Source organism: Cohaesibacter marisflavi (assembly GCF_963665895.2).
Taxonomy (GTDB): domain Bacteria; phylum Pseudomonadota; class Alphaproteobacteria; order Rhizobiales; family Cohaesibacteraceae; genus Cohaesibacter; species Cohaesibacter marisflavi.
Genome location: NZ_OY762534.1, coordinates 4613586 through 4639397 on the forward strand (window position 1 = coordinate 4613586; position 25812 = coordinate 4639397).

The following is a 25812-nucleotide window of genomic DNA, read 5'->3' on the forward strand; positions in this document are numbered from 1 at the left end:
TAAAAAATGCGCCAATCGCGAGATCGGCGCACCTTTTTGATCATTGGGAACGGGGCAAATACCCCATTAATCAGGCTTTGAGAACTTCAACACCCGGAAGAGCCTTACCTTCCATCCATTCGAGGAATGCCCCACCAGCGGTGGAGATGTAGGAGAAGTCATCATAAACGCCAGCATGGTTGAGCGCGGAAACCGTGTCACCACCGCCGGCAACAGAGGTCAGCTTGCCTGCTTTGGTTTCTTCAGCGGCTGCCTGTGCGGCAGCAACGGTTGCGGTGTCGAATGGTTCGATTTCGAACGCGCCGAGCGGGCCATTCCAGACAACGGTGTTGGCTTTCTTGATCCATGCAACAACGGCTTCAACAGACTTAGGACCAACGTCGAGCATCATGCCGTCAGCCGGGATGCTGTCCACGTCGAGCACTTCGTGCGGAGCGTTGGCAGCGAATTCCTTGGCGACCAGAGCGTCGGTTGGCAGGACGATTTCACAGCCAGCTTTTTCAGCTGCGACGAGAATGCGTTTTGCGGTTTCGGCCAGATCATGTTCGCAAAGGGATTTGCCAACGTCTTTGCCCTGGGCTGCCAGGAAGGTGTTGGCCATGCCGCCGCCGATAACCAGACCGTCAACTTTGCTGACGAGGTTTTCGAGCAGGTCGATCTTGGTGGAAACCTTTGCTCCGCCGACTACAGCCAGAACCGGACGGTTTGGCGTGCCCAGAGCGGCATCAAGAGCTTCGAGTTCCTGCTGCATGGTGCGACCGGCAACTGCTGGCATATGGTGGCACAGGCCTTCGGTGGAAACGTGCGCACGGTGGGAAACGGAGAATGCGTCTGCTACGAGTAGGTCGCCATTGGCACCCAGCTGTGCAGCAAATTCAGGATCGTTCTTTTCTTCGCCTTTGTAGTAGCGGGTGTTTTCCAGAACGAGAACGTCGCCGTTGGCCATGTTGTCGATGGCAGCCTTGGCAACATCGCCGATGCAGTCTTCTGCAAAGCCAACAGGCATCTTGAGGGCTTTGGACAGCGCCGGAACAACCTGCTTGAGGCTCATTTCCGGAACCTTTTCGCCCTTGGGACGACCAAAGTGAGCAAGGATGATGACCTTGCCGCCTTTTTCGGAAATTTCGGAAAGGGTCGGTACGATGCGGTCGATACGGGTGGTATCGGTGACTTCGCCATCTTTCATCGGGACGTTCAGGTCAACGCGAACGAGCACGCGCTTGCCGCTCAGTTCTACATCATCAAGGGTTTTGAAATTCGCCATTGGATGATCCTACAGTCTGGCCGAGCCATGTCGGCTGTGTGTCTGATAAAAGCCTCTCGGTCCTTTTTAGGCCGGAAAAGGCTTCAGGTCGGTGCCCTACCCATGGTGCCTGTTGCAGGCGCGGCATGTCTGCCGCTCATGAAGTAGAAAAGGCGCTGTTCCCGGACTAAAAACCGCTAGTCCGGTTTTGTCTCTAAAACAGCGCCTTTGAAAATTTCACATTCTGCCGGATTGCTCCGGCAGAAAAGGCTGTCATCAATTACTTGATGAGTTTAGCCATTGCGACTGCAGTGTCGCCCATGCGGTTGGAGAAGCCCCATTCGTTGTCGTACCAGCTCAGGATACGAACCATGCGGCCGTCCATGACTTTGGTCTGATCCATGTGGAAGATGGAAGAGTGGCTGTCATGGTTGAAGTCGGAAGAAACGTTTGGCAGATCGGTGTAACCCAGAACGCCAGCCAGTTTGCCGTCGGCAGCAGCCTTGATTGCTGCGTTGACTTCTTCAACAGTGGTGTCTTTTTTGGCTTCGAATACCAGGTCGACAACAGATACGTTCGGGGTAGGAACGCGGATTGCAACGCCGTCCAGTTTGCCAGCCAGTTCTGGCAGAACCAGACCAACAGCTTTAGCAGCACCGGTAGAGGTTGGGATCATGGACAGAGCAGCAGCGCGTGCGCGATACAGATCTTTGTGCATGGTGTCGAGGGTAGGCTGGTCACCAGTGTAGGAGTGAATGGTGGTCATGAAGCCTTTTTCGATGCCAACAGCTTCGTTCAGTGCGTAAGCAACTGGAGACAGGCAGTTGGTGGTGCAGGATGCGTTGGAAACAACCAGGTCATCTGCAGTCAGGGAGTCGTGGTTGACGCCGAAGACGATGGTTTTGTCAGCGCCTGCTGCAGGAGCAGAAACCAGAACGCGTTTTGCACCAGCGGTCAGGTGCATGGAAGCTTTTTCCTTGGCGGTGAAGATACCGGTGCATTCCATTGCAACGTCAACACCCAGTTCGCCCCAAGGCAGTTCTTCAGGGTTGCGGATGGCGGTTACCTTGATCGGGCCACGGCCTACGTCAATGGTGTCGCCGTCAACGGTAACGGTGCCAGGGAATTTGCCATGTACAGAGTCGAAACGTACGAGGTGAGCGTTGGTTTCAACCGGGCCAAGGTCGTTGATAGCAACAACTTCGATATCGGTACGGCCGGATTCGATGATAGCACGAAGCACGTTACGGCCAATACGACCGAAACCATTGATCGCCACTTTTACAGTCATGACTTTCTCCTGATTTAGCCGGCACTTTTTCTTATCGAGCCGGTCTTGCACTTAGATCAACTTGATGAACGCGTGATATAAGAGGGTTTATGTCCGCGCCTTGATCGATCTCATATTAGGTGGACAATATACTTTTGTCGTATGACAATTCAACATCGCTGTTAAGCGAATTGGCAGAAAAAATCATTTTTTTCCTGCCAATCAGGTGCGCTTTATGAGTATTTACGCTTATTTTAGGCGTTCGACAACCTTTGCGACAACATTGTCGGAGGTGATGCCGAATTTTTCGTACAGCTCTTTATAAGGGCCGGAAGCGCCGAAGCTGTCCATACCAACAAAGATGCCGTCCGAGCCGATAAAGCGATCCCATCCCATGCGAAGGGCAGCTTCAATGCCAACTTTGACCTTGGCTTCGCCCAGAATATCTTTCTTATACTCTTCTGACTGCGCTTCGAAAAGCTCAAAGCATGGTACAGAGACCACGCGGGCCAGAATATCCTGCTCTGCCAATGCTGCTTGTGCAGCCATGGCGATTTCAACTTCAGAGCCGGAAGCAAAGATAGATACGTCAGCGTCGCCATCGCAGTCAGACAGAACATAGGCACCGCGTCCGCAGAGATTTTCTTCGGAATATTCGGTGCGATATGGTGTCAGACCCTGGCGGGTCAGTGCCAGAGAGCTTGGGTTCTTGTCTGACTTGATCGCCAGTTCCCAGCATTCTGCTGTTTCCATCGCGTCTGCAGGACGGAAGACCTGCATATTCGGGATGGCGCGCAGGGAAGCAAGGGTTTCAACCGGCTGATGGGTTGGACCATCTTCGCCAAGACCGATGGAATCATGGGTCAACACATAGATGACCCGCTGTTCCATCAGAGCTGACAGACGCATCGCACCACGCATATAGTCGGCAAAGACCAGGAAGGTCCCGCTATAAGGAATGACACCGCCATGCAGAGCCATGCCGTTCATGGCAGAGGCCATGCAATGCTCACGAATACCCCAGTTCATGTAGCGACCGGAGAAATCGTCAGGCGTGACCGATTCGGTCGACGGGGTCTTGGTGTTGTTGGAACCGGTGAGGTCGGCAGAGCCGCCAATGGTTTCCGGCACGGCTTCGGTGATGACGTTGAGTGCCATTTCGGAAGCTTTGCGGGTTGCCACATTCTTTGGTTCTTCAGCCAGAGACTTCTTGTAAGCTGCCATGGCATCTTCGAAGCCGGATGGCAGATCGCCACGCATGCGGCGTTCGAACTCTGCTCGGACTTCAGAATCTGCAGCTTCCAGTCGCTTTTGCCATTCTTTGTGGGCCTGCGCGGCATTGAGGCCGGCAATGCGCCATGCATCACGAATGTCAGCAGGCAGCTCAAACGGTGCACAATCCCAGCCGAGCGCTTCGCGGGTGGCCGCGATTTCATCTGCGCCCAAGGGAGCCCCGTGCACCTTGTTGGTGCCAGCCTTGTTGGGAGAGCCAAATCCGATCACTGTCTTACAGTCGATCATGGTCGGCTTGTCGCTCTTCTGAGCTTCCTCAATGGCCTCGGCGATGGCCGCCTGGTCATGACCATCAACGCTGATGGTGTTCCAGTTGCTGGCCTTGAAGCGTGCATGCTGGTCGGTCGAGTCGGAGACGCTGACATTGCCATCGATGGTGATGTTGTTGTCGTCCCACAGCAGCACAAGCTTGTTGAGCTTGAGATGACCTGCCAATGCGATGGCTTCCTGAGAGATGCCTTCCATAAGGCACCCGTCACCAGCCATGACATAGGTCCGGTGGTTGACAAGGTCGTCACCGAATTTGGCTGACAAAAGTCTTTCCGTGATCGCCATGCCGACGGCATTGGCGATGCCCTGACCCAGCGGGCCGGTTGTCGTTTCGATGCCTGCAGCATGACCATATTCAGGATGGCCTGCCGTTTTGGCACCCAACTGACGGAAGTTGGCCAAATCCTCAATGGACATGTCTTCATATCCCAGCAAATGCAGCAGGGAATAAAGCAGCATCGAACCGTGGCCGCCAGACATCACGAAACGATCACGGTCAGCCCATTTGGGGCTGGTAGGATCAAATCTCATGAATTTGGTGAAAAGAACGGTAGCAACGTCCGCTGCACCCATTGGAAGGCCAGGGTGTCCGGAGTTTGCTTTCTCAACGGCATCCATTGAAAGAAAGCGGATCGCATGCGCCATGCGAGTCTGTTTATCCATGTTGTTCATGAACTCTGCTTCTGGATGTTGTTCAATGCCTACGACTTGGAAATAAAATAGAATTGTCCATCGTCGTGTCTACAATCGAACGCAATCTGGTTAAACAGGAACTGCCTTGCCACTTAGCAAGCCCGGCAGACAGAGGCGTTTTACAAACGCCCTGACATTTAACATCAAGGGGATGAGAGTCAATGCGCCCGAAAGGGCAATCCGCCAAAACAGCAGAATATGCATGATATACGGGCTAGTTTTATTCGTCTGTGGACTTGGACTGTTGAAGAGTTGGGGCCATTGACGAAGTTAGATTATGTCTCCTAGATTTAAATCATATAAGGATTCTTGCGTGGTTTGCCAGTCTGATTCTGTTCATCTATGACTGTTTTCTCCTCGCAAATCCAATGCCCGGTTGCTTAATGCTTGATGGTTCCGCTTGGGGGAAACGACGCTGGAAGCATCTTCGACTTGGTAAAAACAAAGTTTCCGGTTATCTGTAAGCCGGTTTTGTAGCGTCTGGCGCAGCTGGGGGAGAGACTATCCGGTTTTGATATCTCTTCTGGCCGCAGCCGGTAGCAAGGCTGGAAGACAAGGAAAACGGGCCGTTTCGTGTGAGTTTGGGGGCTATATGAGTGAGAATGCGCGGGTAGAGGCGGCTTTGGGCAGACTCGACAGGGCGATTGAGACACTGTCGCAATCGGTTGACAAGAGACAGACCAGAGAGCTGTCGGTCAAGGCCCTGCAGGATGATCTGCAACGCTTGACGCAAGAGCGATCGGAGCTGACAGGCTCGCTGGAGAAGCAGAAGAAGCGTACCGAGAAGCTGGAAGGGGCTAGTGAAGAAGTGTCCCGTCGGCTCGGTGCAGCAATGGAATCAGTCCGGGCCGTTTTGGACCGGCATGGTGGATGACATGCGTGGTCAGCCACAAAGGTCGGCTGGAGTAAAAGATGGTTCAAGTCAGTGTCAGCATTAACGGGCGTGCCTACCGGATGGCCTGTGAAGATGGGCAGGAAGAGCACCTGCTGGCATTGTCGCGGCGTTTTGACGCCATGATCGAGCAGTTGAAGGAAAGCTTTGGTGAAATTGGTGATCAACGCCTGACTGTTATGGCCGGAATTATGGCGATGGACTTGCTTGCTGAAGCGGATGGCAAGGTCAAGGCCCTCAATGAAGAGATTTCGGCCTTGCGGGATGCACGCTCAGCGGTGATGGAAAAATCCGAAGGGGATCAGGAAGCTCTGGCGGAAAGAATCGACAAGGCGTCCGAACAGTTGGAGAAATTGTCGAAAGTTCTGCTTGAAAGCTAATGAGATAACAATCGCACTGGAAATTCGATAGCAATTCCTCTATATATGGAAAGCTTGCTGCACTTCGCGTTAGATGCAACTTTTCCTCGGGGCCTTAAAGATCCGAACGGGAGCTGGCGCTGATCTGGACCGTGGTCCGTTTCAACTGGCACCCACCTGTAATTCAGGTGTCCCAGGATCATGAAAGCGTCGACGGTCGTTGCGGCTTCAGTTTTGGAGCGGCGGTCCTTTTTTGGACTTGCCGCTCTTTTACAATAAGTTGGTAATCGACCGATGGACGACGTAGCAACAAGAGACCGCAAGCGGGAAGCAAGGCGCCAGATGCGCGCATTCAGAAATGCTATTCCCGCCGAACAGCATGCTGTCGCAAGCAAGCAGATCTGTAACAATCTCATCAATTATCTGGATTGGGGTAAGGTGCCTGATAATGGCTGTGTCGGCCTGTTCTGGCCGGTTCAGTCAGAGGTCGATGTCTCTTTGCTCCAGCAGCCCTTGCGTGACAAAGGATTAAAGCTTGCACTACCAGTGACTGTCGGGGCGACGGGCATGATCTTCCGGCGCTGGGATGATGGGGCGGAACTGGTTGATGCAGGCTACGGCACAGTTGGGCCAAAGGTTGATGCGCCGGAGGTTTTTCCGGACTGTCTCCTGATGCCCCTCTTGGCCTTTGATGCCCAATGCAACCGCTTGGGATATGGTGCGGGTCATTATGATCGCTATATTTCCGAACGCATCATCCAGAATTCCCGACCTTATCTGGTGGGGCTGGCTTTTGCCTTGCAGCAACTGGACAAGATACCCGTTGGAGAGTATGACCTTCCGCTAGATGCTATTTTGACTGAAAAAGAAATTGTTGTTCCGGCCTGATTGAGAGACAGAGCCGGTTAGATTGAGCGGGAATTCATGCGACTGCTGTTTATTGGAGACATTGTTGGACGGTCCGGGCGGGCTATTGTTGAAGAAAAACTTCCGGGGCTGATCGAGCAATATGGTCTCGATTTCGTCGTGATCAACGGCGAGAATGCAGCAGGTGGCTTCGGCATCACCGAAACAATTGTGCAAAATCTGGTTGATGCGGGCGCTGATGTCATCACCACAGGCAACCATGTCTGGGACCAGCGCGATGCCATGGTCTATTGCGAGCGCCAGCCGGCCTTTCTGCGTCCGATCAACTTTCCCAAAGGCGTTCCGGGCAAGGGCGCCAATCTCTACCATGCCCGCAATGGCGCTTCTGTGCTGGTCATGAATGCCATGGGCCGGGTCTATATGGATGCGCTCGATTGCCCGTTTCATGCAGTGGACAAGGCGCTTGCCGATTGCCCTATGGGCGAATTTGCTGACGCGATCATCCTTGATTTTCATGCTGAAGCGACGTCCGAGAAACAGGCTATGGGCTATTTTTGCGATGGCCGCGTCAGTATGGTGGTGGGCACCCATACCCATACCCCAACCTCTGATCATCGGATTTTGCCAACTGGCACGGCCTATCTGACCGATGCTGGCATGTGCGGTGATTATGATTCCGTGCTCGGCATGGACAAGGAAGAGCCCATTCAGCGTTTTCTGCGCAAGGTTTCTTCTTCGCGCTACACGCCAGCTCTTGGGGCGGCAACCCTTTGTGGTTTTGCAGTTGATACAGATGATCGCACCGGACTGGCGCTGGCAGCCGAACCTGTGCGGATCGGTGGCCAATTGTCCCGCCATATCCCGAGTTTCTGGGAAAAGAGCGGGAATTGAACCAAACTAACCAGTCTCGTGCGCCAAGGTCACTTGATCTTTGCCGCCATAGTGTGGCATGACCGGCAGCAAATACTGCGTAGGACGCGCGACGACCAAAGATTATACGGAATGTAGGATATGGCAGGCCATTCAAAATTCAAGAACATCATGTATCGCAAGGGCGCACAGGATGCCAAGCGGTCCAAGCTGTTCTCCAAACTTTCCAAGGAAATTACCGTTGCCGCGAAAATGGGTGGCGGCGATCCGGATTCGAACGCTCGTTTGCGTCTGGCTATTCAGAACGCGCGTGGCCAGTCCATGCCCAAGGACAATATCGACCGCGCCATCAAGAAGGCCGAAGCCGGTGATGAAGGCAACTTCGATGAAGTCCGGTATGAAGGCTATGGCCCTGCAGGCACTGCAGTTGTTGTTGAGGCCCTGACCGATAACCGCAACCGCACCGCATCCAACGTGCGCGCAGCCTTTACCAAGAGCGGCGGGTCTTTGGGAGAAACCGGCTCGGTTGCCTTCATGTTTGATCGTGTCGGTGAAATTTATTATCCGGCAGAAGTCGGCGATGCGGATACCGTACTGGAAGCTGCCATCGAAGCTGGCGCTGATGACGTGGTCAGCGACGAAGAGGGCCACACGATCTACACCACGTTTGAAGATATGAATGATGTGGGCAAGGCTTTGGAAGAGGCATTCGGCAAGGAAGCTGAATCCCAAAAAGCGATCTGGAAACCACAGAACGAGATCGATGTTGACGCTGAAAAAGCCGAAAAGATCATGAAGCTGATCAACGTTCTGGAAGATGATGACGACGTACAGAATGTCTATTCAAACTTCACCATGAGCGATGAAGTGGCTGCATCTCTGGAAGGTTGACGCTTTCTATTCTGGATGCAAAACAGATTTTGACCCTGCAGTGGATTGCCGCTGCGGGGTTTTTGTTCGCTCAAATGGTGGTGCCAACGCGTTATTGACTGATGGAAGTCGTCAGAATCTTGATGCTGGCTGCGCCAAACAGCATGGCAAATAGTCCATCAAGAGCGCGCCGTGATTTTCTGTAGCCTGCAACGATGGGCTTGCTGGCAAAGATCAGCGCATAAAGGTGGCAGATTAGGGCACTTTGGCAGCCGAGCGCCAGGACAACTGTGGCCAGATCCATGGGACGCGCGTCACTGGGAAGGCCCAGTGCATATATTGAGCCCAAGAAGAAGATCGCCTTCGGGTTGGTCAGGTGTATTGCAAGACCCTTGAGATAGGTGCGGCCAAGGCCGAGCGGTTGCTTTTCTGCTGACAGCGGCTCTGCAGCAGAGGGGCGTATGGCTGAGCGTGCAGATTTGCCTGCCAGATAGAAAAGATAAGCAGCGCCGGCATATTTCAGAGTTTCGAAAAGCCAGCTGTTGGCAAGCATCACGGTTCCCATGCCAAGGGCTGCGGCCGTTGACCAGATCAGAGAGCCGCTCGTAATGCCTGACGCAAGAACAAGCCCATGCTTGCGCCCATTTGTCATGGAGTTGCCCGCTATGGCGAGGGTTGCCGGGCCGGGGCTGGCCATGGCGATCAGAGCTGCGCCTAAAATCAGAGGAAGGTTTATATCGGTCATTCTGAGAGCTTCTCCGGCATCGCCTTAAAATGGCATCAAGGGTAAGAAAAAAAGCTATAGTCTCATGGCTTGAGAAAATGTCAAATCCTGTTTGAACCCTTAGTTTGTTCTGGTATTGTTCATATTCTTCGGCTATGCATGAAGCATGAGAGAGCATCCTACCAGAATCGTTGGCTTCGACCCCGGATTGCGTAAAACCGGATGGGGCGCCATTGACGTGATCAACAACCGGCTGATCTTTGTTGGCTCGGGGCTGATTACGTCCGAGGGCAAGAGCGACCTTGCAACCCGCCTGCTTCAATTGCACAACGGGGTCATGAGCGTGTTGCAGAAATATGAGCCTCAGGAAGTGGCCGTTGAGCAAACCTTTGTGAACAAGGACGCCACGGCAACATTGAAGCTGGGGCATGCAAGGGCCATTTCGCTGCTGGCTCCGGCGCAGCTCGGGCTGCCTGTGTCTGAATATGCCCCCAACGCGGTCAAGAAAACCGTTGTCGGGGTGGGGCATGCTGACAAGAAGCAAGTGCAGACCATGGTCAAGATGCTGCTGCCAAAGGCCTATTTCGATAGCGAGGATGCGGCTGATGCGCTTGCCATCGCCATTTGCCATGCGCATCAGCGCGGGCAGAAGACCTATAAGATTGCTTAGTTGAGAATGAGGACAGTGCCCGATGATTGGCAAGCTCAAGGGATTGATCGATGAATATGCTGATAGCTATGTCATCATTGATGTCGGTGGCGTTGGCTATGAGGTTTATTGCTCGAACCAGACCTTGCAATCCTTGCCATCGGTCGGGGAGGCGGCGACGGTTCTGATCGAAACCCATGTGCGGGAAGACCAGATCAAGCTTTTCGGCTTTGCAACAGCGCTTGAGAGGGACTGGTTCCGGCTTTTAACAACTGTGCAGGGGGTGGGGCAGAAGGTGGCTTTGGCTATTCTCTCGACCCTCAAGATTTCCGAACTGACCTCGGCCATTGCGCTGCAGGACAAAACCATGGTTGCTCGCTCTCCAGGTGTTGGCCCCAAGGTGGCCCAGCGGATTGTTTCGGAATTGAAGGACAAGACACCAAGCCTTGCTGCAACCGATGGGGCCGTTGCCAATCTACAGGCCGAGATCGATGCCGTTGGCGCGCCCAAAGCCATGGCGGAGGCGGTTTCGGCGCTCTCCAATCTGGGGTATTCTCAGGTTCAAGCAGGTGCAGCGGTCGCCACCATCATCAAGCGGGAAGGGGAGGGGCTGGGGACCGCCGCTCTCATTCGTCATGCGCTCAAGGAGCTTAGCCAATGATCGAAGAGGAAGAGCGCCTCGTTGCTGCGGGCACACGCGAGGAAGAAACGGATCGGGCCTTGCGGCCGCAGATGCTGGATGATTTTGTCGGGCAGGCACAGGCCCGCGCCAATCTCTCCATTTTCATTGAGGCGGCCCGCACGCGCAAGGAAGCGCTTGACCATGTTCTGTTTGTTGGCCCTCCGGGGCTGGGCAAGACGACGCTGGCGCAGATTGTTTCCCACGAGCTGGGCGTGAATTTCAAATCCACGTCCGGTCCGGTTATCGCCAAGGCGGGGGATCTGGCTGCTCTGCTGACCAATCTGGAAGAGAATGATGTTCTCTTTATCGATGAAATCCACAGGCTCAATCCTGCGGTGGAAGAAATTCTCTATCCGGCAATGGAAGACTTTCAGCTCGATCTGATCATTGGAGAGGGGCCGGCGGCGCGCTCGGTGAAGATCGATCTTGCCAAATTCACCCTTGTTGCGGCGACAACGCGGCTGGGGCTTTTGACCACACCTTTGCGGGATCGCTTCGGGATTCCGGTGCGGCTCAATTTTTATACTGTGGAAGAACTGGAGTATATTGTCACACGTGGGGCCCGTTTGATGGGGGTATCCATCACCCGGGACGGAGCAACTGAAATTGCCCGCCGTTCGCGCGGCACCCCCCGTATTGCTGGCAGACTTCTGCGGCGCGTGCGAGATGTCGCCATCGTTCAGGCCGGTGGTGAAATCAGTCGTGAATTGGCTGACCGCGCCCTGCAGATGCTCGAAGTTGACAATGAGGGGCTCGACGCCCTAGACAGACGGTACCTGACCTTGATCGCCACCTCCTTTGGCGGCGGTCCGGTTGGTGTAGAGACCATAGCCGCGGCGCTCTCGGAACCTCGGGACGCTATTGAAGAGATAATAGAGCCTTATTTGATCCAGCAGGGTTTCATCCAGCGCACGCCGCGCGGACGCCTGTTGGCGCCCAAGGCTTTTGCCCATCTTGGGTTGGCTGTGCCTCAGAAAGACACTCCTCCACAAATGGGTCTGTTTGCTGAAGGAATTGATGATGCCTGAGCATCGCAATGAAGGCGACTGGCCAGATCTTGCCGGTCGATTGACTGACTACGGACATCAGCAGATGATCCGGATTTATTACGAAGACACAGACTTTTCCGGTATTGTCTATCATGCTTCCTACCTGCGTTTCATTGAACGCGGGCGCTCTGACTATATCCGCCTGCTGGGGGTGCAGCATAGCGCACTTGATAGTGGCGAGAATGGCGAGAGGCTGGCTTTGGCCGTGCGACATATGGATATCAACTATCTGCGGTCTGCCCATATTGATGATATTCTGAAGGTCGAAACGCGCATCAACACCATCAAGGGGGCGCGCATGATCCTCGATCAGCAGATCTTGCGTGGCGAAGAGGTGTTGTTTACTGCACAAGTGACCGTTGTTGCCATTACTCGTGAGGGAAAACCCCGTCGTTTGCCTGAAAAGATGAGAAAAATTTTGATCCCCTGAGGGTTGAATTTCTCCGCATCAGAGCCTTTCCTTTCGGTTCTGTTCACTTTACTTAAACTTTCATTAACCATAATCGTGCCTTGTCAAAGGGTGCGTTCGATATGGTTGTGTGCACGCGCCGACCCTAGTTTTGACAAATTCTGATGACAAATGCTGTCGCTGGAAGGTCAAACCGGGGCCGGTTGTTTGTGCCTGTTTGAGAATGGTTGCGGTATGGATTGTGGCAAGCTGATTTGCCGAATATCTCCGCAATCCCGGTTTTTATGCATGGTTTCACTCCTGGCCCTTTTCTTGCCAGATGGGGCGAGATGAGGGCATGCGCTAGAAAGGACTAAGTTTCATGCCCAATGAGGTTGTGCAAACAGCCCTTGCCAATGCCACTGCCGATGTATCGCTGATGACCCTGTTCATGCAGGCTCATATTGTGGTCAAGCTCGTGATGATTGGTTTGATGGCTGCGTCGGTCTGGTCTTGGGCGATCATCATCGACAAGAGTTTGCTTTACACGCGTACCAAGCGTCAGATGGACCGGTTTGAAAAGGTCTTCTGGTCCGGGCAATCTCTTGAAGATCTTTATCAGACGCTCTCGGGGCGTCCCAATCACGCCATGGCGGCGCTGTTCGTTGCCGCGATGCGCGAATGGAAACGCAGTTTCGAGGGACAGGCCCGTTCTGTTGCCGGTTTGCCCGCGCGCCTTGAGAAGGTGCTTGATGTGACCTTGTCTCGCGAGGTGGATCGACTGGAAAAACGCTTGCTGTTTCTGGCAACCGTTGGCTCGGCTGCGCCCTTTGTTGGCCTGTTTGGTACGGTTTGGGGCATCATGAGCGCGTTTCAGGGTATCGCTGCATCTAAGAATACGTCCCTTGCTGTGGTTGCGCCCGGTATTGCAGAAGCCCTGTTTGCGACGGCAATCGGGCTGGTTGCCGCTATTCCTGCGGTTATAGCCTATAACAAACTGGCGTCCATCGCCTCCCAGCATGCCATGCGCCTTGAAGGTTTTGCCGACGAGTTCTCCGCGATTCTGTCGCGTCTGATGGACGAAAGGGGTTAATCTATGGGTATGGGCTCGATGGGATCTCCGGGAACGTCACGCAGGCGCGGTGCGCGCCGTGCAATGCGCCACAGGCCTGTTGCCGAAATCAACGTGACGCCAATGGTCGATGTCATGCTTGTGCTGCTCATCATCTTCATGGTGTCGGCACCGATGATGACGGTGGGTGTTCCTCTCGATTTGCCAGAAAGCACGGCCAAGCCGCTTTCCAGCCAGACCGAACCGCTGACGCTCTCCATTCGCAAGGATGGCAGCATCTATCTGCAGGATCAGCAGGTGGAGTTTGATGCTCTGGTCGATACCCTGCTCGGCGTTGCTGAGAATGGCTATGAAGAACGGATCTTTGTGCGTGGTGACAAGGATGTGGACTATGGCTCCATCATGAAGGTGATGGGCGCGATGAACCGCGCCGGTTTCAAGAAAATCGGGCTGGTTAGCACCGAGGAGCTTCAATAACCTTGAAGAATGTCGGTCTTATTGTTTCAAGTGTTGGTCATGCAGCGCTGATGGGCTGGGCTTTGATTAGTCTTCCGTCACCGAGCGCTAATGACGTGAGCGATCTTGAAATCCTGCCGATTGAGCTGGTGTCTGTCTCCGATGTGACCGATGTGGTCAAGGGAGAGGCCACAGCAGAGGTGCAGGAAGAGGTCAAGGAAGCCACAAAGAAAACGCCTGAACCGATAGAGGAAATTCCAGAGCCCGCGCCCAAGGTTGCACCCAAACCGAAAGAGGCTGCACCGCAGGAGCAGGCCGAACCGCAACCTCCCGTCGTTGAGCCCGATCCGGTTCCGACGCCGGAACCCGAGCCAGCCCCTGAACCGGAGCCAGAGCCGACACCACAGCCAGAACCCGAGGTGGCTCCTGAGCCAGAACCTACGCCCGAGCCGGAACCTGAAAAGCCGGCGGAAGTGGCGCCAAAACCGATTGCAGCCTTGCCCAAGATCAAGCCTCGCATTCCGCGCCAACCTGCCCGTCAGGAAGAGCCCAAGCGTTCGTTTGATGTCAATGCATTGAAGGCCCTTGCCAATGAGGCCGAGACGGGCGCTCCCACTCAGAGTGGGGCCGAGGATCAATCCGCGTCCTTCGGCTCCAGGAACGGCTCCGAAGCGGCCGCGATGACGCAGAGCGAGCTGGATGCCTTGCGGGCGCAGATCTCCCGTTGTTGGTCGCCACCGGTTGGTGCCGCGGATGCGTCACAATTGGCTGTAAAGATCGAGTTCGGACTCGACCGGCAGGGCAATGTGAATTTTGGGCCTCAGCCGATCCAGTATCCGGCCAACCAGTTCGGTGTTGCTGCCGTTGAAAGCGCCATGCGTGCGGTGCGCCGCTGTGCGCCATATTCGCTGCCAGCTGATAAATATGAAGCGTGGCGCCGTGTCCGGATCAATTTTGATCCAAGTGACATGTTCTAGACCCAATGTATGAGGAGCCCACAGGGCTCTTCGGTATAGATTATCAGGATGTTCATTCATCAAGCGGGCCGCTCGCGGTCTGGATAGGACAGGACAATAATTGTGATGAAACAGCTTCGACATGCAATGCCCATCCGGCTCCTCAATGCCTTTGTGACCATGAAAGCCGTCTTGCTGCCTCTTGTGGCCTTTGCCATTCTGTCCAGCATGGCCATGGTTCGCCCCAGCTATGCCCTGATCGAAATTGACATCACGCGCGGTAATATCCAGCCAATGCCGATTGCCATTACCGATTTCAGCGGCGTGGGACAGGGTGTGGAGATTTCCAAGGTGATCGAGGCGGATTTGCAGCGCTCGGGCCTTTTTGCGCCGATCAATCGGAACTCCTTCCTGCAGAAGGACCTGTCATCTTCTACGGTGCCGTCTTTTCCAAACTGGACCGTCATCAATGCCCAGGCTCTGGTGACGGGTACCGTGACCCGCGAAGCCGATGGACGCCTCAAGGCCGAGTTCCGTCTCTGGGACGTTTATGCGGGCAAACAGATGACCGGCCAGCAATTTTTCACCACGCCGGAAAACTGGCGCCGTGTCGCGCACATCATCTCGGATGCCATTTATGAGCGCCTGACCGGTGAAAAGGGCTATTTTGATACCCGTATCGTCTTTGTCGATGAAAGCGGGCCGAAGGATGGACGCGTCAAGCGGTTGGCCATTATGGATCAGGACGGTGCCAATGTGCGCTATCTGACGGATGGTCGTAATCTGGTGTTGACCCCACGCTTCTCGCCGACCAAGCAGGAAGTCACCTATATGGCTCTGGAAGATGGGGAGCCGCGCGCCTATCTGCTTAACATTGAATCCGGTCGCCGGTCGGTTGTTGGGCAATTCCCGGGCATGAGCTTCTCTTCCCGTTTCTCGCCTGATGGCCAGAGCATTGCGCTCAGCCTACAGCAGGGTGGCGACGCCAACATCTACCGTATGGATCTGCGCAACGGCAAGATCACCCGCCTGACCAATTCGGCCTCCATTGATACCAGCCCGAGCTTTTCGCCCGATGGTCGCCAGATCACTTTTGAAAGTGACCGTGGCGGCAGGCAGCAGATTTATGTCATGGGCGTCGATGGCTCCAATGTGCAGCGCATCAGCTTTGGCGAAGGCAGCTATTCAACACCGGTCTGGTCACCAAGGGGCGATCTTATTGCCTTTACCAAGCGCTATAAGGGCGAGTTTCAGATTGGGGTTATGAAGACGGATGGATCTCGTGAGCGCATTCTTGTCAGCGGTTTCCACAATGAGGGGCCAACTTGGGCTCCCAATGGGCGTGTGCTGATGTTCTTCTCTGAAAGTCAGGGACCCAATGGTGGGCCGAAGCTCTATTCCATCGATCTCACCGGCCGCAACAAATATATGGTCCCGACTCCGGCCTTTGCGTCGGACCCGGCTTGGTCGCCTCTGATCGATTGATCCGGTTGGGATCAATTTAGAAAGCTATCCTGTTCTAGTCTCCGGGTTGATTGTGTTATCAGCCCGGGGATTTTTGTTTGTACCCTTCTGAGTGGACGTCAGAATATGGCACGATGGGGCCGTCGAATCTGGCGGTGAATTGGTGTGGATGCCGGGTTTGCCTCACTTTTAGGGGCGTAAAGGGGGCTGCGCCTCAGTGTGGCCATCTTTTGATTCAAACAGAAGGACAGAGGCATGGCCCTCACAAGATAAACCCGAAAAGCGGTTTTTAATGGTTTGGTAACCATGTTTGCGAACGGGCGGTTAACCTAAATTTTCTATTATTCCGATCGACAAATCCTGATCTCAATAAACTTTCGAAGGACAATCAGATGTCAAATCGTGCAAAATCTTCCATTCGTGTTGTATTCGGCGTCGCTCTGCTGACTGCGTTGGCAGCCTGTTCTTCGACGCCTGATAAATTGAGTGGTGCTGGCCTGAACTCGGCAACTCCGGGTACGGCACAGGATTTCGTGGTCAATGTTGGCGACCGCGTTTTCTTTGAAACCGATAGTTCCGATCTGAACTATTCGGCTCAGGCCACTCTGGACAAACAGGCCACATGGCTGCAGCAATATCCCAACTATCGCATCGCGATTGAAGGGCATGCCGATGAACGAGGCACCCGCGAATATAACATCGCTCTGGGCGCACGCCGTGCCAACTCGGTGCGCAACTATCTCGTCTCCAAAGGCATTCAGTCTGGCCGCCTGACGACCAAATCCTATGGCAAGGAACGTCCTGTTGCGGTCTGCAACGACATTTCCTGCTGGTCTCAGAACCGTCGTGCCGTTACGGCGCTGGCAAACTGATCCCACAAGGCGTCGTTCGGTATGCTGAAGGGCGCGCCTAGAGGATGCCGGAGCAAAAAGCGACGAAGAGTTTATGAAAAGGGCCGGTTTATACCGGTCCTTTTTGTTTCGTTGCATGGCGCCACACATTTTCCTATATTTGCGTTCAAACTATGTACGATACCATTTGCTGTAAGCGTTGGTTTCAATGTCGGGCAATTGTCAGGGGCTTTGATAGGGGTATCGTCAGGGCCATGTCAGTATGTCGGGCATATGCTATGGCCTGTTGTTGGACTTGGGCCATACTTGACGGCATGCCATGGTTGCGCGATTGATTTAATGGGGATTTTCATGAATAGATTTTTGGTAGCCATGGTGGCGTTGGTCGTTGGTGGCAGTGGAACGGCTCTAGCCTCCAGTCAAGCCTCTCAGGATGAATTGGCCAGCCGGATCGGGGCGCTTGAAACTCAGGTGGTCGAACATGGCGTGCCGATGCCGCCCATGCCGATAGCACCACAGCCCAAGCGCATGCAGGTTGCCCAGTCGGCTGCCAGCCTTGCGGTGCGGGTGGATCGTCTTGAAGAGCAGATGCGGCAGTATAACGGCCAGATCGAAGAACTCAATTTCCGTGTGCGCCAGTTGCAGGAGCAGTTGCAGCGCTTTCAGGAAGATACCGAATTCCGCTTTCAGGATCTGGAAGGCGGCAAGCGTCCGCGCCGGTCCTCAAACAATCGTCCACAACCAAGCAATCCGGCCCCGCAGCAATTTGACCAGCTTGGCAGCCCACCACAAAGTCTGGGCAGCCTTTCGCAAGATCCTGCTCCCCAGAATAATGATTTCGGCAGCTCAAACCTGATCGGACAAGCGCCGAGTGGCAATGGGTCTGCCCCGATTGATCTGTCATCCATGCTGGGCGGTGGCGGCGGGGTCAGTCAGCCTGCGAATAACGGATCTTTTGGCGCCAGCTCTGCAGGTGGTCTGACCGGTGACCCGAATTCGGATTATGATGTAGCTTATGGCTATATGCTCCAGAGCGATTATGTAGCTGCGGAGCGGGCCTTTCAGCAATTTGTCGGGGCCTATAGTCAGGATCGCCGCCTTCCTGATGGTTATTACTGGCTGGGCGAAGCCAAATTCCAGCAGGGCAAATATCGCGACGCCATTCAGGTCTTTCTGGATGCCTATTCCAAATATCCAAGCGCGCAGAAAGCCCCTGACATGCTGCTGAGAACGGGCATGTCTCTGCGCCAGATCAACGAACGTGACGCGGCTTGCGCGACCTATGAGGAATTGCTGCAGAAATTCCCCAATGCATCATCCGCCATCCGTCAGCGCGTGCGGGCAGAGATTCAAAGTGCAAAATGCTAATGTAACGACCGCTGAAGACGATCCGTCTAAAGCTCAGCCGCTGTCCGATGCAGAATTGGACGCGGCCTTTTCTTTTATGCTTGATGCTCTGAAGATGACACATTCCTCCCGATCCGAGGCTGCGAACAAAGGCGTGGCGCAGGCCCGCTTGCCGCTTTTGCTGGCGGTTTCTGGTGGTGCGGATTCGGTCAGTCTGATGGTGCTGTGCCATGAGTGGGTCGAGCGCAACAAGCTCCCTATTTCCCTTTTTATTGCCAGTGTGGATCATCGCTTGCGGCCAGAGGCTGCGGATGAATGCGCCTATGTGGGCAAACTTGCGCAGGTGCGTGGGATGGACCATGCGACACTAGTCTGGGATGAAGAGAAATCCCATTCCAATCTTCAGGGGGAGGCGCGTGAAGCCCGCTACCGGCTTTTGTCAGAGCATGCCCATAGTTTGGGATGCGCCCATATTGTGATTGCACATCATCAGGATGATCAAGCCGAAACCCTGTTAATGCGGCTCATTCGCGGCAGTGGCGTGACGGGATTGGCGGCGATGCGGCCACAACAGGCCTGCGGAGCGGTTACTCTTCTGCGGCCCCTGATGGCGTTTCCCAAGGCGCGGTTGAAGGCAAGCCTTAAAGCGCGGTCAATCGACTGGTTCGAGGATCCGAGCAACCAGAGCCCGAACTATATGCGCGTGCGTGTGCGCTCCCTGCTTCCGGTCTTTGCGCAAGAAGGATGCGATTCTGCCCGCTTGGCCGCAACGGCCCGGCGATTGCAGCGGGCAGATCAGGCTCTGGATGAAATTGCCTATGGATTTTATCTGCGACATATCGCCTCGGAGCCAGGACGGTCTCTGTCGGTTTCCCTTATCTCGCTGCAAGAACAGAGTGAGGAGATCCGTCTTCGTCTGCTGCGCATGATGATCGCTCATGTGGTCGCCTCGGCCTATCCGCCAAGGGAAGAAAAGCTGTTGACGCTTGATGCCGCTCTTGGTGGGGAGGGGCTCTTTGAGAAGCGGATAAAGCGGACTGTGGCAGGCTGTTGCTTTGAAGTTTCGGCCAAGCGCCTCTGGGTCTATCGTGAACCGGGGCGCAATCGGCAGGAAATTGCGCTTGAGGGCCCGTGTGAGGTGAACTGGCAGGGGCTCTATAGCGTAAAGATTTCAGGCGCTTTTGCGGGCGATGTCATGGGCGGAGAGCGATCGGATATTCTGCTGCGACCATTGGGCGAGGACGGTCGAACATTGTTGAGTAAGGAAGGGCTTTCTTTCCCTGAGCAAGGATGGAGCGGCGAATCTGGTCCCAAGGGGATCCTTGAGGCGCTTCCCTCTGTCTGGTGTGATGGACGCCCCCAGTTTGTGGTTGATTGGCCAAAAGTTGAGGTGGTTGAGGATTTTCACGTTGAATTTGAGGAAAAACATTCGAATTTCGACGCAAATGAAACGTTAGAGTAAATCTTATTACTATAATAATGCAGAAAAGGGGGGCACTTGCCTTGGCAAGGACCCATCGAGACCCTAAATTCATCGAGAATGAACATAGGCGCCGAAGAAATCTTCCGATTTTTATGGCCGCCGCAAATTCTGGCCTGCTGTAAAGGGCGTGTGATCACACCCTTGCGCTTGCAACAAGTCAGTCAGAAGAGAGAGACGGGTCGTTTTTCGGAACAGAACGATCCCGATATCTGAGGAACCAAGGGATAACATATGAACGCGAATTTCCGCAGTCTGGCTTTGTGGGTCATTATCGGCCTTTTGCTGGTAGCATTGTTCCAGCTGTTTCAAAGCCCGGCGCAACAAGCCAATACACAGGAGATTCCATTTTCGCAGTTTGTGACTGATGCGGAACAGGGTCGTGTCAAATCTGTCACGATCGTAGGTCAGCAGGTCACGGGACAAATGTCGGACAGTAGCGGTTTCCAGACCTATATACCGCAGAATGACACGACGCTTATCCCTCTGCTGCAAGAAAATGGCGTTTCCATCACAGCCAAGCCACAGACCGAGAGCTTCTCGCTGCTCAATGCGCTGATTTCCTGGTTCCCGATGATTCTTATCCTCGCCGTGTGGATTTTCTTCATGCGTCAGATGCAGGGTGGCGGCAAGGCTATGGGCTTTGGAAAGTCCAAGGCGAAGCTGCTCACCGAAGCGCAAGGGCGCGTGGTGTTTGAAGATGTCGCGGGTGTTGATGAAGCCAAGGAAGACCTTCAGGAGATTGTCGAGTTTTTGCGTGATCCGCAGAAATTCCAGCGTCTTGGTGGTCGTATTCCACGCGGCGTGCTGCTGGTTGGCCCTCCGGGCACCGGTAAAACCCTGTTGGGTAAGGCAATCGCTGGCGAGGCTAATGTGCCTTTCTTCTCGATTTCCGGTTCTGACTTCGTGGAAATGTTTGTTGGTGTCGGTGCCTCTCGTGTGCGCGACATGTTCGAACAGGCCAAAAAGAATGCGCCTTGCATCATCTTCATTGACGAGATCGACGCGGTAGGACGCCATCGTGGTGCCGGTCTTGGCGGTGGTAACGATGAACGCGAACAAACGCTCAACCAGTTGCTGGTCGAGATGGACGGCTTTGAAGCCAATGAGGGTGTCATCCTTGTGGCTGCGACCAACCGTCCTGACGTGCTTGACCCGGCGCTGATGCGCCCAGGCCGTTTTGACCGTCAGATCGTTGTGCCAAACCCGGATATCACGGGCCGTGAAAAGATCCTCAAGGTGCATATGCGCAATGTGCCTCTGGCTCCCGATGTTGATCTGAAGACCCTTGCACGCGGTACTCCGGGCTTCTCGGGTGCTGACCTGATGAACCTTGTAAACGAGGCTGCCCTTCTGGCAGCGCGTCGTGATCGCCGTCTGGTGTCCATGGCCGAGTTCGAAGATGCCAAGGATAAGGTGATGATGGGGGCCGAGCGTCGTACGCTGGTGATGAGCGAGGAAGAGAAGAAACTGACCGCCTATCACGAGGCTGGCCATGCTCTGGTTGCTCTGCATATGCCTGCGTCTGACCCGATCCACAAGGCAACGATCATTCCGCGCGGTCGTGCGTTGGGTATGGTGATGCGTTTGCCGGAAAAGGATCAGGTGTCTCTGACCCGCGCCAAATGCTACGCCGACCTTGCGGTTGCCATGGGTGGTCGTGTGGCTGAAGAGCTGATCTTCGGCTATGACAAGGTTACCTCCGGTGCTTCGGGTGATATCCAGATGGCTACGCGGCTTTCCAAGGCCATGGCGACCCAGTTCGGCATGTCCGATAGCCTAGGGCCTTTGCTCTATGCTGAGAATGAGGAAGAAGTCTTCCTTGGTCATTCCGTTGCCAAGCAGCAGAATGTGTCTGATGACACGCAGAAGCTGGTGGATGCCGAAATCAAACGCTTTGTTGATGAAGGCTACCAGAAGGCAAAGGAAATCCTGACCGAGCATCAGGATGAGCTTGAAACCATCGCTCAGGGGCTTCTGGAATATGAAACCCTCTCCGGTCAGGAAATTCGCGATTTGCTTGGTGGGACGCCGCCGATCCGCGAAACGGATGACGAGCCGACCACTCCGAAAGGCTCTGCAGTGCCTTCGACCGGCGCGATCAAAAAGGGTGGTGAGACCGATGGTGGCGGGGCCGAGCCTCAGCCGGAAGCCTGATCGGTTCTTCCAGTCGATTGTGAGATTAAGATAAAGAAAGCGCCCTACAGAGGGCGCTTTTTTGTTGGCTGTCATTGCATTGGACGGTTGGCGATTGAATCGTATGCGAACGGGCAGACGACAGCCTGTAACAACAGGAAACAAAGTTTGACTGGATGATCCTGAATTCTTTCTCAATTTAACGTATAAAAAGCGTAGGAATGGCAATGCATTTACGGGGCCTTAGCGAGTCCCGCTCTAGTGTCCTGTATCTATTGGCACTTGTGTTTTTGCTGGCTGCGCCGGTTTGCTTTTTGGCTGACATGGGCGCGGTTGGACTTGATAATTTTCCGCTTGAAAGGTTGGTTGAGACTGATGGCTAAATATTTCGGAACAGACGGTATTCGAGGGTGCGCCAATCGTTTTCCAATGACGCCAGAAATTGCAATGAAGGTTGGCATGGCGACCGGCAAGATCTTCCGCCGTGGTGACTTTCGCCATCGGGTGGTGATCGGCAAGGATACCCGCCTTTCCGGTTATATGCTGGAGCCGGCCCTGACCGCAGGGCTGACGGCCATGGGGATGGATGTGTTCCTTCTGGGGCCGGTGCCGACACCGGGGGTTGCGATGTTAACGCGGTCTCTGCGCGCCGATCTCGGCGTGATGATTTCTGCCTCGCACAACCCTTATGAGGACAACGGCATCAAGCTTTTCGGACCGGATGGATACAAGCTGTCTGACGAGATCGAAGCGGAGATCGAAGAACTGATCGAAACCGACATGGTCAACAGTCTGGTGGCTCCGGAAGGTTTGGGGCGGACCAAGCGAATCGAGAGCGTTTATGACCGCTATATCGAATTTGCCAAGCGGACCATGCCCAAGGATCTTTCGCTGGAAGGCCTGCGTGTTGTCATCGATTGTGCCAACGGGGCTGCTTACCGGGTTGCTCCGGATGCCTTGTGGGAATTGGGCGCCGAGGTCATCAAGATCGGTGTTGATCCGAATGGTTTCAACATCAATGACAATTGCGGCTCGACATCCGTCGGGGCTCTTGTTTCCAAGGTGCGCGAAGTGCGGGCCGATATCGGCATTGCGCTGGATGGAGACGCAGACCGGGTGATTATCGTCGATGAAACAGGCTCTGTGGTCGATGGGGATCAGTTGATGGCTGTGGTTGCCGAGAGCTGGTTCCGTGAAGGTTTGCTGACTGCGCCGGGTATTGTTGCCACCGTCATGTCTAATCTGGGGCTGGAGCGCTATCTCAATAGCCTCAAACTCTCTCTGGTGCGTACGAAGGTTGGTGACCGCCATGTTGTCGAGCATATGCGCAAACATCACTATAATGTGGGCGGAGAGCAGTCTGGTCATATCGTGCTGAGCGACTATTGTACCACGGGCGACGGGTTGATCGCCGCACTTCAGATTCTGGCCGTTGTGGTGAAAATGGGCAAACCGGTCAGCGAAGTGTGCAACCGGTTTGAGCCGGTGCCGCAGCTCTTGATGAATGTGCGCTATTCCGACGGAGCCCCTCTGGAAGCGGATGCCGTTAAAAAGGCTATTACGGCGGGGGAAGCCGCGCTTGGCGACAATGGACGTCTGGTCATCCGTAAATCCGGCACAGAACCGCTTATTCGCGTTATGGCGGAAGGGGATGATTCTGATCTGGTGGAGAAGGTCGTTGGCGATATTTGCGACGAGGTGCGCAAAGTCAGTGGCTAAAGGCTCATCGATCCTTTGCATAGAATGAAAAAAGTCGCTCTAAATCAGAGCGGCTTTTTTTGTTGTCTGTCTAGACCGGAAGACGACCCTGGCGGCTGCTAATGGCAACCCCTGCAAGAATGATCGCAAAGCCGAACCATACGCCCCATGTAAGGCTTTCATTGAGGAAGATAATCCCGCCAAGAGCCGTGGCCACGGGGATCAGATAGTTGCTCATGGCTAGGAAGGTCGCCGTGGTCTGGGAAAGGAGAACGAAGACCATTAGGGTGGCCAGTGCCGTCGGGACAATACCCAGATAAATGAGGATGAGCCACTGCCTCATGTCCGCATTGAGAAGGGCATCCGCAGGCTCGAAGAAGAATGCTGCCAAGAGCAACAGGCATGCGCTTGTGGTTACCACCGCTGTTGCCTTGTCCAGATTGTCGGCTGGCGGGATGAGGCGCGAAGAGACCGTGTTCATCGCGTAGCACAGGCTGCAGAAGAAAATGGCCAATTCGCCCAAGAGTTCAAGATTGTGCTCGGGTGAGGCGGGGCCTGAATCGGGCTTGATAATGAGTACAAGTCCGGCAAAGCCGATGAGAAAGCCGATCGCCTTGTTGCGGGTCATCTTTTCATCGGGCAGCAGGAAGTGAGCCAACCCCAGAACGGAAAGCGGCACGGTTCCAATCAGAATGCCTGCAATTGCAGAGCTGGTATATTGCATCCCCCATGCCAGAAAAATGAACGGTACAGCCGAGCTGATCAGGGCCAGCCAGATAACCCACGGAATATGGTGCCTGCCGAGCGACCATGGTTTGCGCACGATAAATACCCTGTAGAGGATCAAGGCGATCGCTCCGGAACTGACCCTGCCTGCTGTAAGCCAGATGGGGGTCATTTCTGCGGCAATCACGCGCGTAAGAATAATGGCCGAGGCCCAACACAGGACGAGAAAAGCCAGAATGAGCCAATGACGGAGGGCATGAGTCTGCATGATTATCTAGAAAGTCCGGTGAGGGTGGCGGGTAGGTCTGGCTATATCGGTAATTGGCCCACCAGCGCAAGAGCCTCCGAACGAAAGAATGGGTAATGCACCATTTGTCTGGGGCCTGTCCAGGCGGGAGGGGCGTCGCTTAAGGATTGGTAACGGTTTGTTAAGAATAAAATTTGCAATTTGCACGAATTTATCTATGCATAATTGATTGTTTGACTATTCTTTGATGTATTTATGTTTAATATTCGTAGTTAATCCAGTATTAAGAAAATTCTGTGATCTTTTCTCTTGAGTGTATATCTCTAATTCAAGTTCAAATCTTTATGTCGAGAGGAAAAGAGATGAGCAGCCTCAAAAGAAATTTGTTTTTGAGTGTGTTCGGGGCCGCTATGACAGCTTCTGTTGCTTTTGCAGCGGATTTGCCTGCGCCGCCGATCATCGAATACGAACCTGAAGTTCCTGTAGAAATTGGCTCCGGCTGGTACTTGCGCGGAGACCTCGGGGTTGCCGCTTATACCGGTGCTGGCGCCACGTGGGTGGATTCCACTGGAACCAAATGGCATTTTGCTAACGAAGATATCGAGAACGGCTGGTTGGCTGGCATCGGTGCCGGTTACTATTTCAATGAAAAGCTCCGCGGCGATGTGACGCTGGACTATCATGGAAAAGCAAAGTTCAAGGCAGATGCACCATGCGCGGCTGCGCCATGCACGACGAAAGAAACGCTGAAATTCAGCGCCTGGACTCTGATGCTGAACGGCTATTACGATATTGGTACCTGGAATTCGATCACGCCTTACGTTGGTGCTGGTGCCGGTATGGCCTATCTGCGCGCAACGGATTATACCACGACCTCTGGTCAGGTATTTGGCAACAATAGCCGGGTGAATTTTGCCTGGAACGTGATGGCCGGTGCTGCATTCGACATCAGCGATCGTCTCAAGCTTGATGCCAACTATCGTCTGATGAATTTCGGTAAGGCCCGCACTGGACATTCTTCCAATGCAGCCCAGCCAAATCCGGTTAAATTCAGCGATCTGTATGCGCACGAGTTCCGTCTCGGCCTGCGCTACGACTTGAACTAGATCGAGCGATGCTGTCTTGCGTTATCGGCGCGGACCTATCCTGCTATTTTGCTTTCATGGAAGTGTGGCGGATGTGGTCATGAATATTGGCTGACGGAGACAGATCTTTATTGCTCCTCTCGAAGAAGGCGATTATCCAAGAGCGATGATCGCC

At 54.2% G+C, this 25812-nt stretch carries 24 protein-coding genes and 1 other RNA gene; 20 read left to right on the forward strand and 5 right to left on the reverse strand.

Annotation, left to right across the window (positions count from 1 at the left end):
* Positions 1-70: 70 nt before the first annotated feature.
* The 3 genes from ACKPCT_RS21470 to tkt form a co-directional block, all read right to left on the reverse strand.
* On the reverse strand, positions 71-1264 hold the full coding sequence (locus tag ACKPCT_RS21470) for a phosphoglycerate kinase (protein ID WP_090073256.1): 1194 nt from the start codon (positions 1262-1264) through the stop codon (positions 71-73).
* A 259-nt stretch (positions 1265-1523) separates the two neighbouring features.
* A complete protein-coding gene (gene gap / locus ACKPCT_RS21475) occupies positions 1524-2534 on the reverse strand; it encodes a type I glyceraldehyde-3-phosphate dehydrogenase (protein WP_090073258.1) in 1011 nt (336 codons plus the stop codon).
* Between the two features lie 228 nt (positions 2535-2762).
* Positions 2763-4748 (reverse strand): transketolase, encoded by a 1986-nt coding sequence (gene tkt, locus ACKPCT_RS21480; protein WP_319567920.1) that lies wholly within the window; start codon positions 4746-4748, stop codon positions 2763-2765.
* 613 nt (positions 4749-5361) lie between these two features.
* Between tkt and ACKPCT_RS21485 the strand changes: the two genes are divergently transcribed.
* The 6 genes from ACKPCT_RS21485 to ACKPCT_RS21510 all read left to right on the forward strand — a co-directional run bounded on the left by ACKPCT_RS21485 (position 5362) and on the right by ACKPCT_RS21510 (position 8648).
* Positions 5362-5643, forward strand: coding sequence for a DUF4164 family protein (locus ACKPCT_RS21485; RefSeq protein ID WP_090073262.1), 282 nt, complete (start codon positions 5362-5364; stop codon positions 5641-5643).
* A gap of 38 nt (positions 5644-5681) precedes the next feature.
* On the forward strand, positions 5682-6041 hold the full coding sequence (locus tag ACKPCT_RS21490) for a cell division protein ZapA (RefSeq protein ID WP_090073264.1): 360 nt from the start codon (positions 5682-5684) through the stop codon (positions 6039-6041).
* A gap of 51 nt (positions 6042-6092) precedes the next feature.
* A non-coding RNA gene (gene ssrS, locus ACKPCT_RS21495) (6S RNA) lies at positions 6093-6253 on the forward strand.
* Between the two features lie 61 nt (positions 6254-6314).
* Positions 6315-6908, forward strand: a complete 594-nt coding sequence (locus ACKPCT_RS21500; RefSeq protein WP_319567921.1) for a 5-formyltetrahydrofolate cyclo-ligase — start codon at positions 6315-6317, stop codon at positions 6906-6908.
* Positions 6909-6944: 36 nt separating this feature from the next.
* Complete coding sequence (locus tag ACKPCT_RS21505; protein WP_090073268.1) at positions 6945-7778, forward strand: TIGR00282 family metallophosphoesterase; 834 nt, start codon at positions 6945-6947, stop codon at positions 7776-7778.
* Between the two features lie 120 nt (positions 7779-7898).
* Positions 7899-8648, forward strand: coding sequence for a YebC/PmpR family DNA-binding transcriptional regulator (locus ACKPCT_RS21510; protein ID WP_090073270.1), 750 nt, complete (start codon positions 7899-7901; stop codon positions 8646-8648).
* 91 nt (positions 8649-8739) lie between these two features.
* Here the strand turns inward: ACKPCT_RS21510 and ACKPCT_RS21515 are convergent, their stop codons facing one another.
* A complete protein-coding gene (locus ACKPCT_RS21515) occupies positions 8740-9372 on the reverse strand; it encodes a LysE family translocator (RefSeq protein WP_090073272.1) in 633 nt (210 codons plus the stop codon).
* A 145-nt stretch (positions 9373-9517) separates the two neighbouring features.
* Here ACKPCT_RS21515 and ruvC point away from each other — a divergent pair, with 145 nt between their 5' ends.
* From ruvC to glmM, 13 genes are all read left to right on the forward strand, one after another.
* A complete protein-coding gene (gene ruvC / locus ACKPCT_RS21520) occupies positions 9518-10021 on the forward strand; it encodes a crossover junction endodeoxyribonuclease RuvC (RefSeq protein ID WP_090073274.1) in 504 nt (167 codons plus the stop codon).
* A gap of 22 nt (positions 10022-10043) precedes the next feature.
* Positions 10044-10661: a Holliday junction branch migration protein RuvA gene (gene ruvA / locus ACKPCT_RS21525; protein WP_090073276.1), complete on the forward strand. Its 618-nt coding sequence runs from the start codon at positions 10044-10046 to the stop codon at positions 10659-10661.
* Complete coding sequence (ruvB, locus tag ACKPCT_RS21530) at positions 10658-11710, forward strand: Holliday junction branch migration DNA helicase RuvB (protein ID WP_090073278.1); 1053 nt, start codon at positions 10658-10660, stop codon at positions 11708-11710. The genes ruvA and ruvB overlap by 4 nt, the downstream gene beginning before the upstream one ends.
* Positions 11700-12161, forward strand: a complete 462-nt coding sequence (gene ybgC / locus ACKPCT_RS21535) for a tol-pal system-associated acyl-CoA thioesterase (RefSeq protein WP_319567922.1) — start codon at positions 11700-11702, stop codon at positions 12159-12161. The genes ruvB and ybgC overlap by 11 nt, the downstream gene beginning before the upstream one ends.
* A 340-nt stretch (positions 12162-12501) precedes the next feature.
* Positions 12502-13212, forward strand: coding sequence for a protein TolQ (tolQ, locus tag ACKPCT_RS21540; protein WP_090073280.1), 711 nt, complete (start codon positions 12502-12504; stop codon positions 13210-13212).
* Positions 13213-13215: 3 nt separating this feature from the next.
* Positions 13216-13668 (forward strand): protein TolR, encoded by a 453-nt coding sequence (gene tolR / locus ACKPCT_RS21545; RefSeq protein WP_090073282.1) that lies wholly within the window; start codon positions 13216-13218, stop codon positions 13666-13668.
* A 95-nt stretch (positions 13669-13763) separates the two neighbouring features.
* Positions 13764-14624 (forward strand): cell envelope biogenesis protein TolA, encoded by an 861-nt coding sequence (locus ACKPCT_RS21550; protein ID WP_319567923.1) that lies wholly within the window; start codon positions 13764-13766, stop codon positions 14622-14624.
* A 207-nt stretch (positions 14625-14831) separates the two neighbouring features.
* On the forward strand, positions 14832-16088 hold the full coding sequence (gene tolB, locus ACKPCT_RS21555; protein ID WP_244544708.1) for a Tol-Pal system beta propeller repeat protein TolB: 1257 nt from the start codon (positions 14832-14834) through the stop codon (positions 16086-16088).
* 371 nt (positions 16089-16459) lie between these two features.
* On the forward strand, positions 16460-16939 hold the full coding sequence (gene pal, locus ACKPCT_RS21560) for a peptidoglycan-associated lipoprotein Pal (RefSeq protein ID WP_090073286.1): 480 nt from the start codon (positions 16460-16462) through the stop codon (positions 16937-16939).
* 330 nt (positions 16940-17269) lie between these two features.
* A complete protein-coding gene (gene ybgF / locus ACKPCT_RS21565) occupies positions 17270-18286 on the forward strand; it encodes a tol-pal system protein YbgF (RefSeq protein ID WP_319567924.1) in 1017 nt (338 codons plus the stop codon).
* Positions 18273-19727 (forward strand): tRNA lysidine(34) synthetase TilS, encoded by a 1455-nt coding sequence (gene tilS / locus ACKPCT_RS21570; RefSeq protein ID WP_319567925.1) that lies wholly within the window; start codon positions 18273-18275, stop codon positions 19725-19727. The genes ybgF and tilS overlap by 14 nt, the downstream gene beginning before the upstream one ends.
* A 252-nt stretch (positions 19728-19979) precedes the next feature.
* Positions 19980-21902 (forward strand): ATP-dependent zinc metalloprotease FtsH, encoded by a 1923-nt coding sequence (gene ftsH, locus ACKPCT_RS21575; RefSeq protein WP_090073292.1) that lies wholly within the window; start codon positions 19980-19982, stop codon positions 21900-21902.
* A 351-nt stretch (positions 21903-22253) separates the two neighbouring features.
* Positions 22254-23600, forward strand: a complete 1347-nt coding sequence (glmM, locus tag ACKPCT_RS21580; RefSeq protein WP_319569453.1) for a phosphoglucosamine mutase — start codon at positions 22254-22256, stop codon at positions 23598-23600.
* A 70-nt stretch (positions 23601-23670) separates the two neighbouring features.
* Here glmM and ACKPCT_RS21585 read toward each other — a convergent pair whose 3' ends face one another.
* Positions 23671-24573 (reverse strand): DMT family transporter, encoded by a 903-nt coding sequence (locus tag ACKPCT_RS21585; protein ID WP_319567926.1) that lies wholly within the window; start codon positions 24571-24573, stop codon positions 23671-23673.
* Positions 24574-24914: 341 nt separating this feature from the next.
* On the opposite strand from ACKPCT_RS21585, the gene ACKPCT_RS21590 reads away from it, so the two are divergent.
* The gene (locus ACKPCT_RS21590) at positions 24915-25658 is read left to right on the forward strand and encodes an outer membrane protein (RefSeq protein WP_319567927.1); all 744 of its coding nucleotides are present in this window, start codon (positions 24915-24917) and stop codon (positions 25656-25658) included.
* The last annotated feature ends 154 nt before the right edge of the window (positions 25659-25812 follow it).

Excerpts from the sequence above, each read along its gene's own strand:
- ACKPCT_RS21470 (WP_090073256.1), bottom strand. The coding sequence starts at position 1,264 with ATGGCGAATTTCAAAACCCTTGATGATGTAGAACTGAGCGGCAAGCGC.
- gap (WP_090073258.1), bottom strand. The coding sequence starts at position 2,534 with ATGACTGTAAAAGTGGCGATCAATGGTTTCGGTCGTATTGGCCGTAAC.
- tkt (WP_319567920.1), bottom strand. The coding sequence starts at position 4,748 with ATGAACAACATGGATAAACAGACTCGCATGGCGCATGCGATCCGCTTT.
- ACKPCT_RS21485 (WP_090073262.1), top strand. The coding sequence starts at position 5,362 with ATGAGTGAGAATGCGCGGGTAGAGGCGGCTTTGGGCAGACTCGACAGG.
- ACKPCT_RS21490 (WP_090073264.1), top strand. The coding sequence starts at position 5,682 with ATGGTTCAAGTCAGTGTCAGCATTAACGGGCGTGCCTACCGGATGGCC.
- ACKPCT_RS21500 (WP_319567921.1), top strand. The coding sequence starts at position 6,315 with ATGGACGACGTAGCAACAAGAGACCGCAAGCGGGAAGCAAGGCGCCAG.
- ACKPCT_RS21505 (WP_090073268.1), top strand. The coding sequence starts at position 6,945 with ATGCGACTGCTGTTTATTGGAGACATTGTTGGACGGTCCGGGCGGGCT.
- ACKPCT_RS21510 (WP_090073270.1), top strand. The coding sequence starts at position 7,899 with ATGGCAGGCCATTCAAAATTCAAGAACATCATGTATCGCAAGGGCGCA.
- ACKPCT_RS21515 (WP_090073272.1), bottom strand. The coding sequence starts at position 9,372 with ATGACCGATATAAACCTTCCTCTGATTTTAGGCGCAGCTCTGATCGCC.
- ruvC (WP_090073274.1), top strand. The coding sequence starts at position 9,518 with ATGAGAGAGCATCCTACCAGAATCGTTGGCTTCGACCCCGGATTGCGT.
- ruvA (WP_090073276.1), top strand. The coding sequence starts at position 10,044 with ATGATTGGCAAGCTCAAGGGATTGATCGATGAATATGCTGATAGCTAT.
- ruvB (WP_090073278.1), top strand. The coding sequence starts at position 10,658 with ATGATCGAAGAGGAAGAGCGCCTCGTTGCTGCGGGCACACGCGAGGAA.
- ybgC (WP_319567922.1), top strand. The coding sequence starts at position 11,700 with ATGATGCCTGAGCATCGCAATGAAGGCGACTGGCCAGATCTTGCCGGT.
- tolQ (WP_090073280.1), top strand. The coding sequence starts at position 12,502 with ATGCCCAATGAGGTTGTGCAAACAGCCCTTGCCAATGCCACTGCCGAT.
- tolR (WP_090073282.1), top strand. The coding sequence starts at position 13,216 with ATGGGTATGGGCTCGATGGGATCTCCGGGAACGTCACGCAGGCGCGGT.
- tolB (WP_244544708.1), top strand. The coding sequence starts at position 14,832 with ATGGCCATGGTTCGCCCCAGCTATGCCCTGATCGAAATTGACATCACG.
- pal (WP_090073286.1), top strand. The coding sequence starts at position 16,460 with ATGTCAAATCGTGCAAAATCTTCCATTCGTGTTGTATTCGGCGTCGCT.
- ybgF (WP_319567924.1), top strand. The coding sequence starts at position 17,270 with ATGAATAGATTTTTGGTAGCCATGGTGGCGTTGGTCGTTGGTGGCAGT.
- ftsH (WP_090073292.1), top strand. The coding sequence starts at position 19,980 with ATGAACGCGAATTTCCGCAGTCTGGCTTTGTGGGTCATTATCGGCCTT.
- ACKPCT_RS21585 (WP_319567926.1), bottom strand. The coding sequence starts at position 24,573 with ATGCAGACTCATGCCCTCCGTCATTGGCTCATTCTGGCTTTTCTCGTC.
- ACKPCT_RS21590 (WP_319567927.1), top strand. The coding sequence starts at position 24,915 with ATGAGCAGCCTCAAAAGAAATTTGTTTTTGAGTGTGTTCGGGGCCGCT.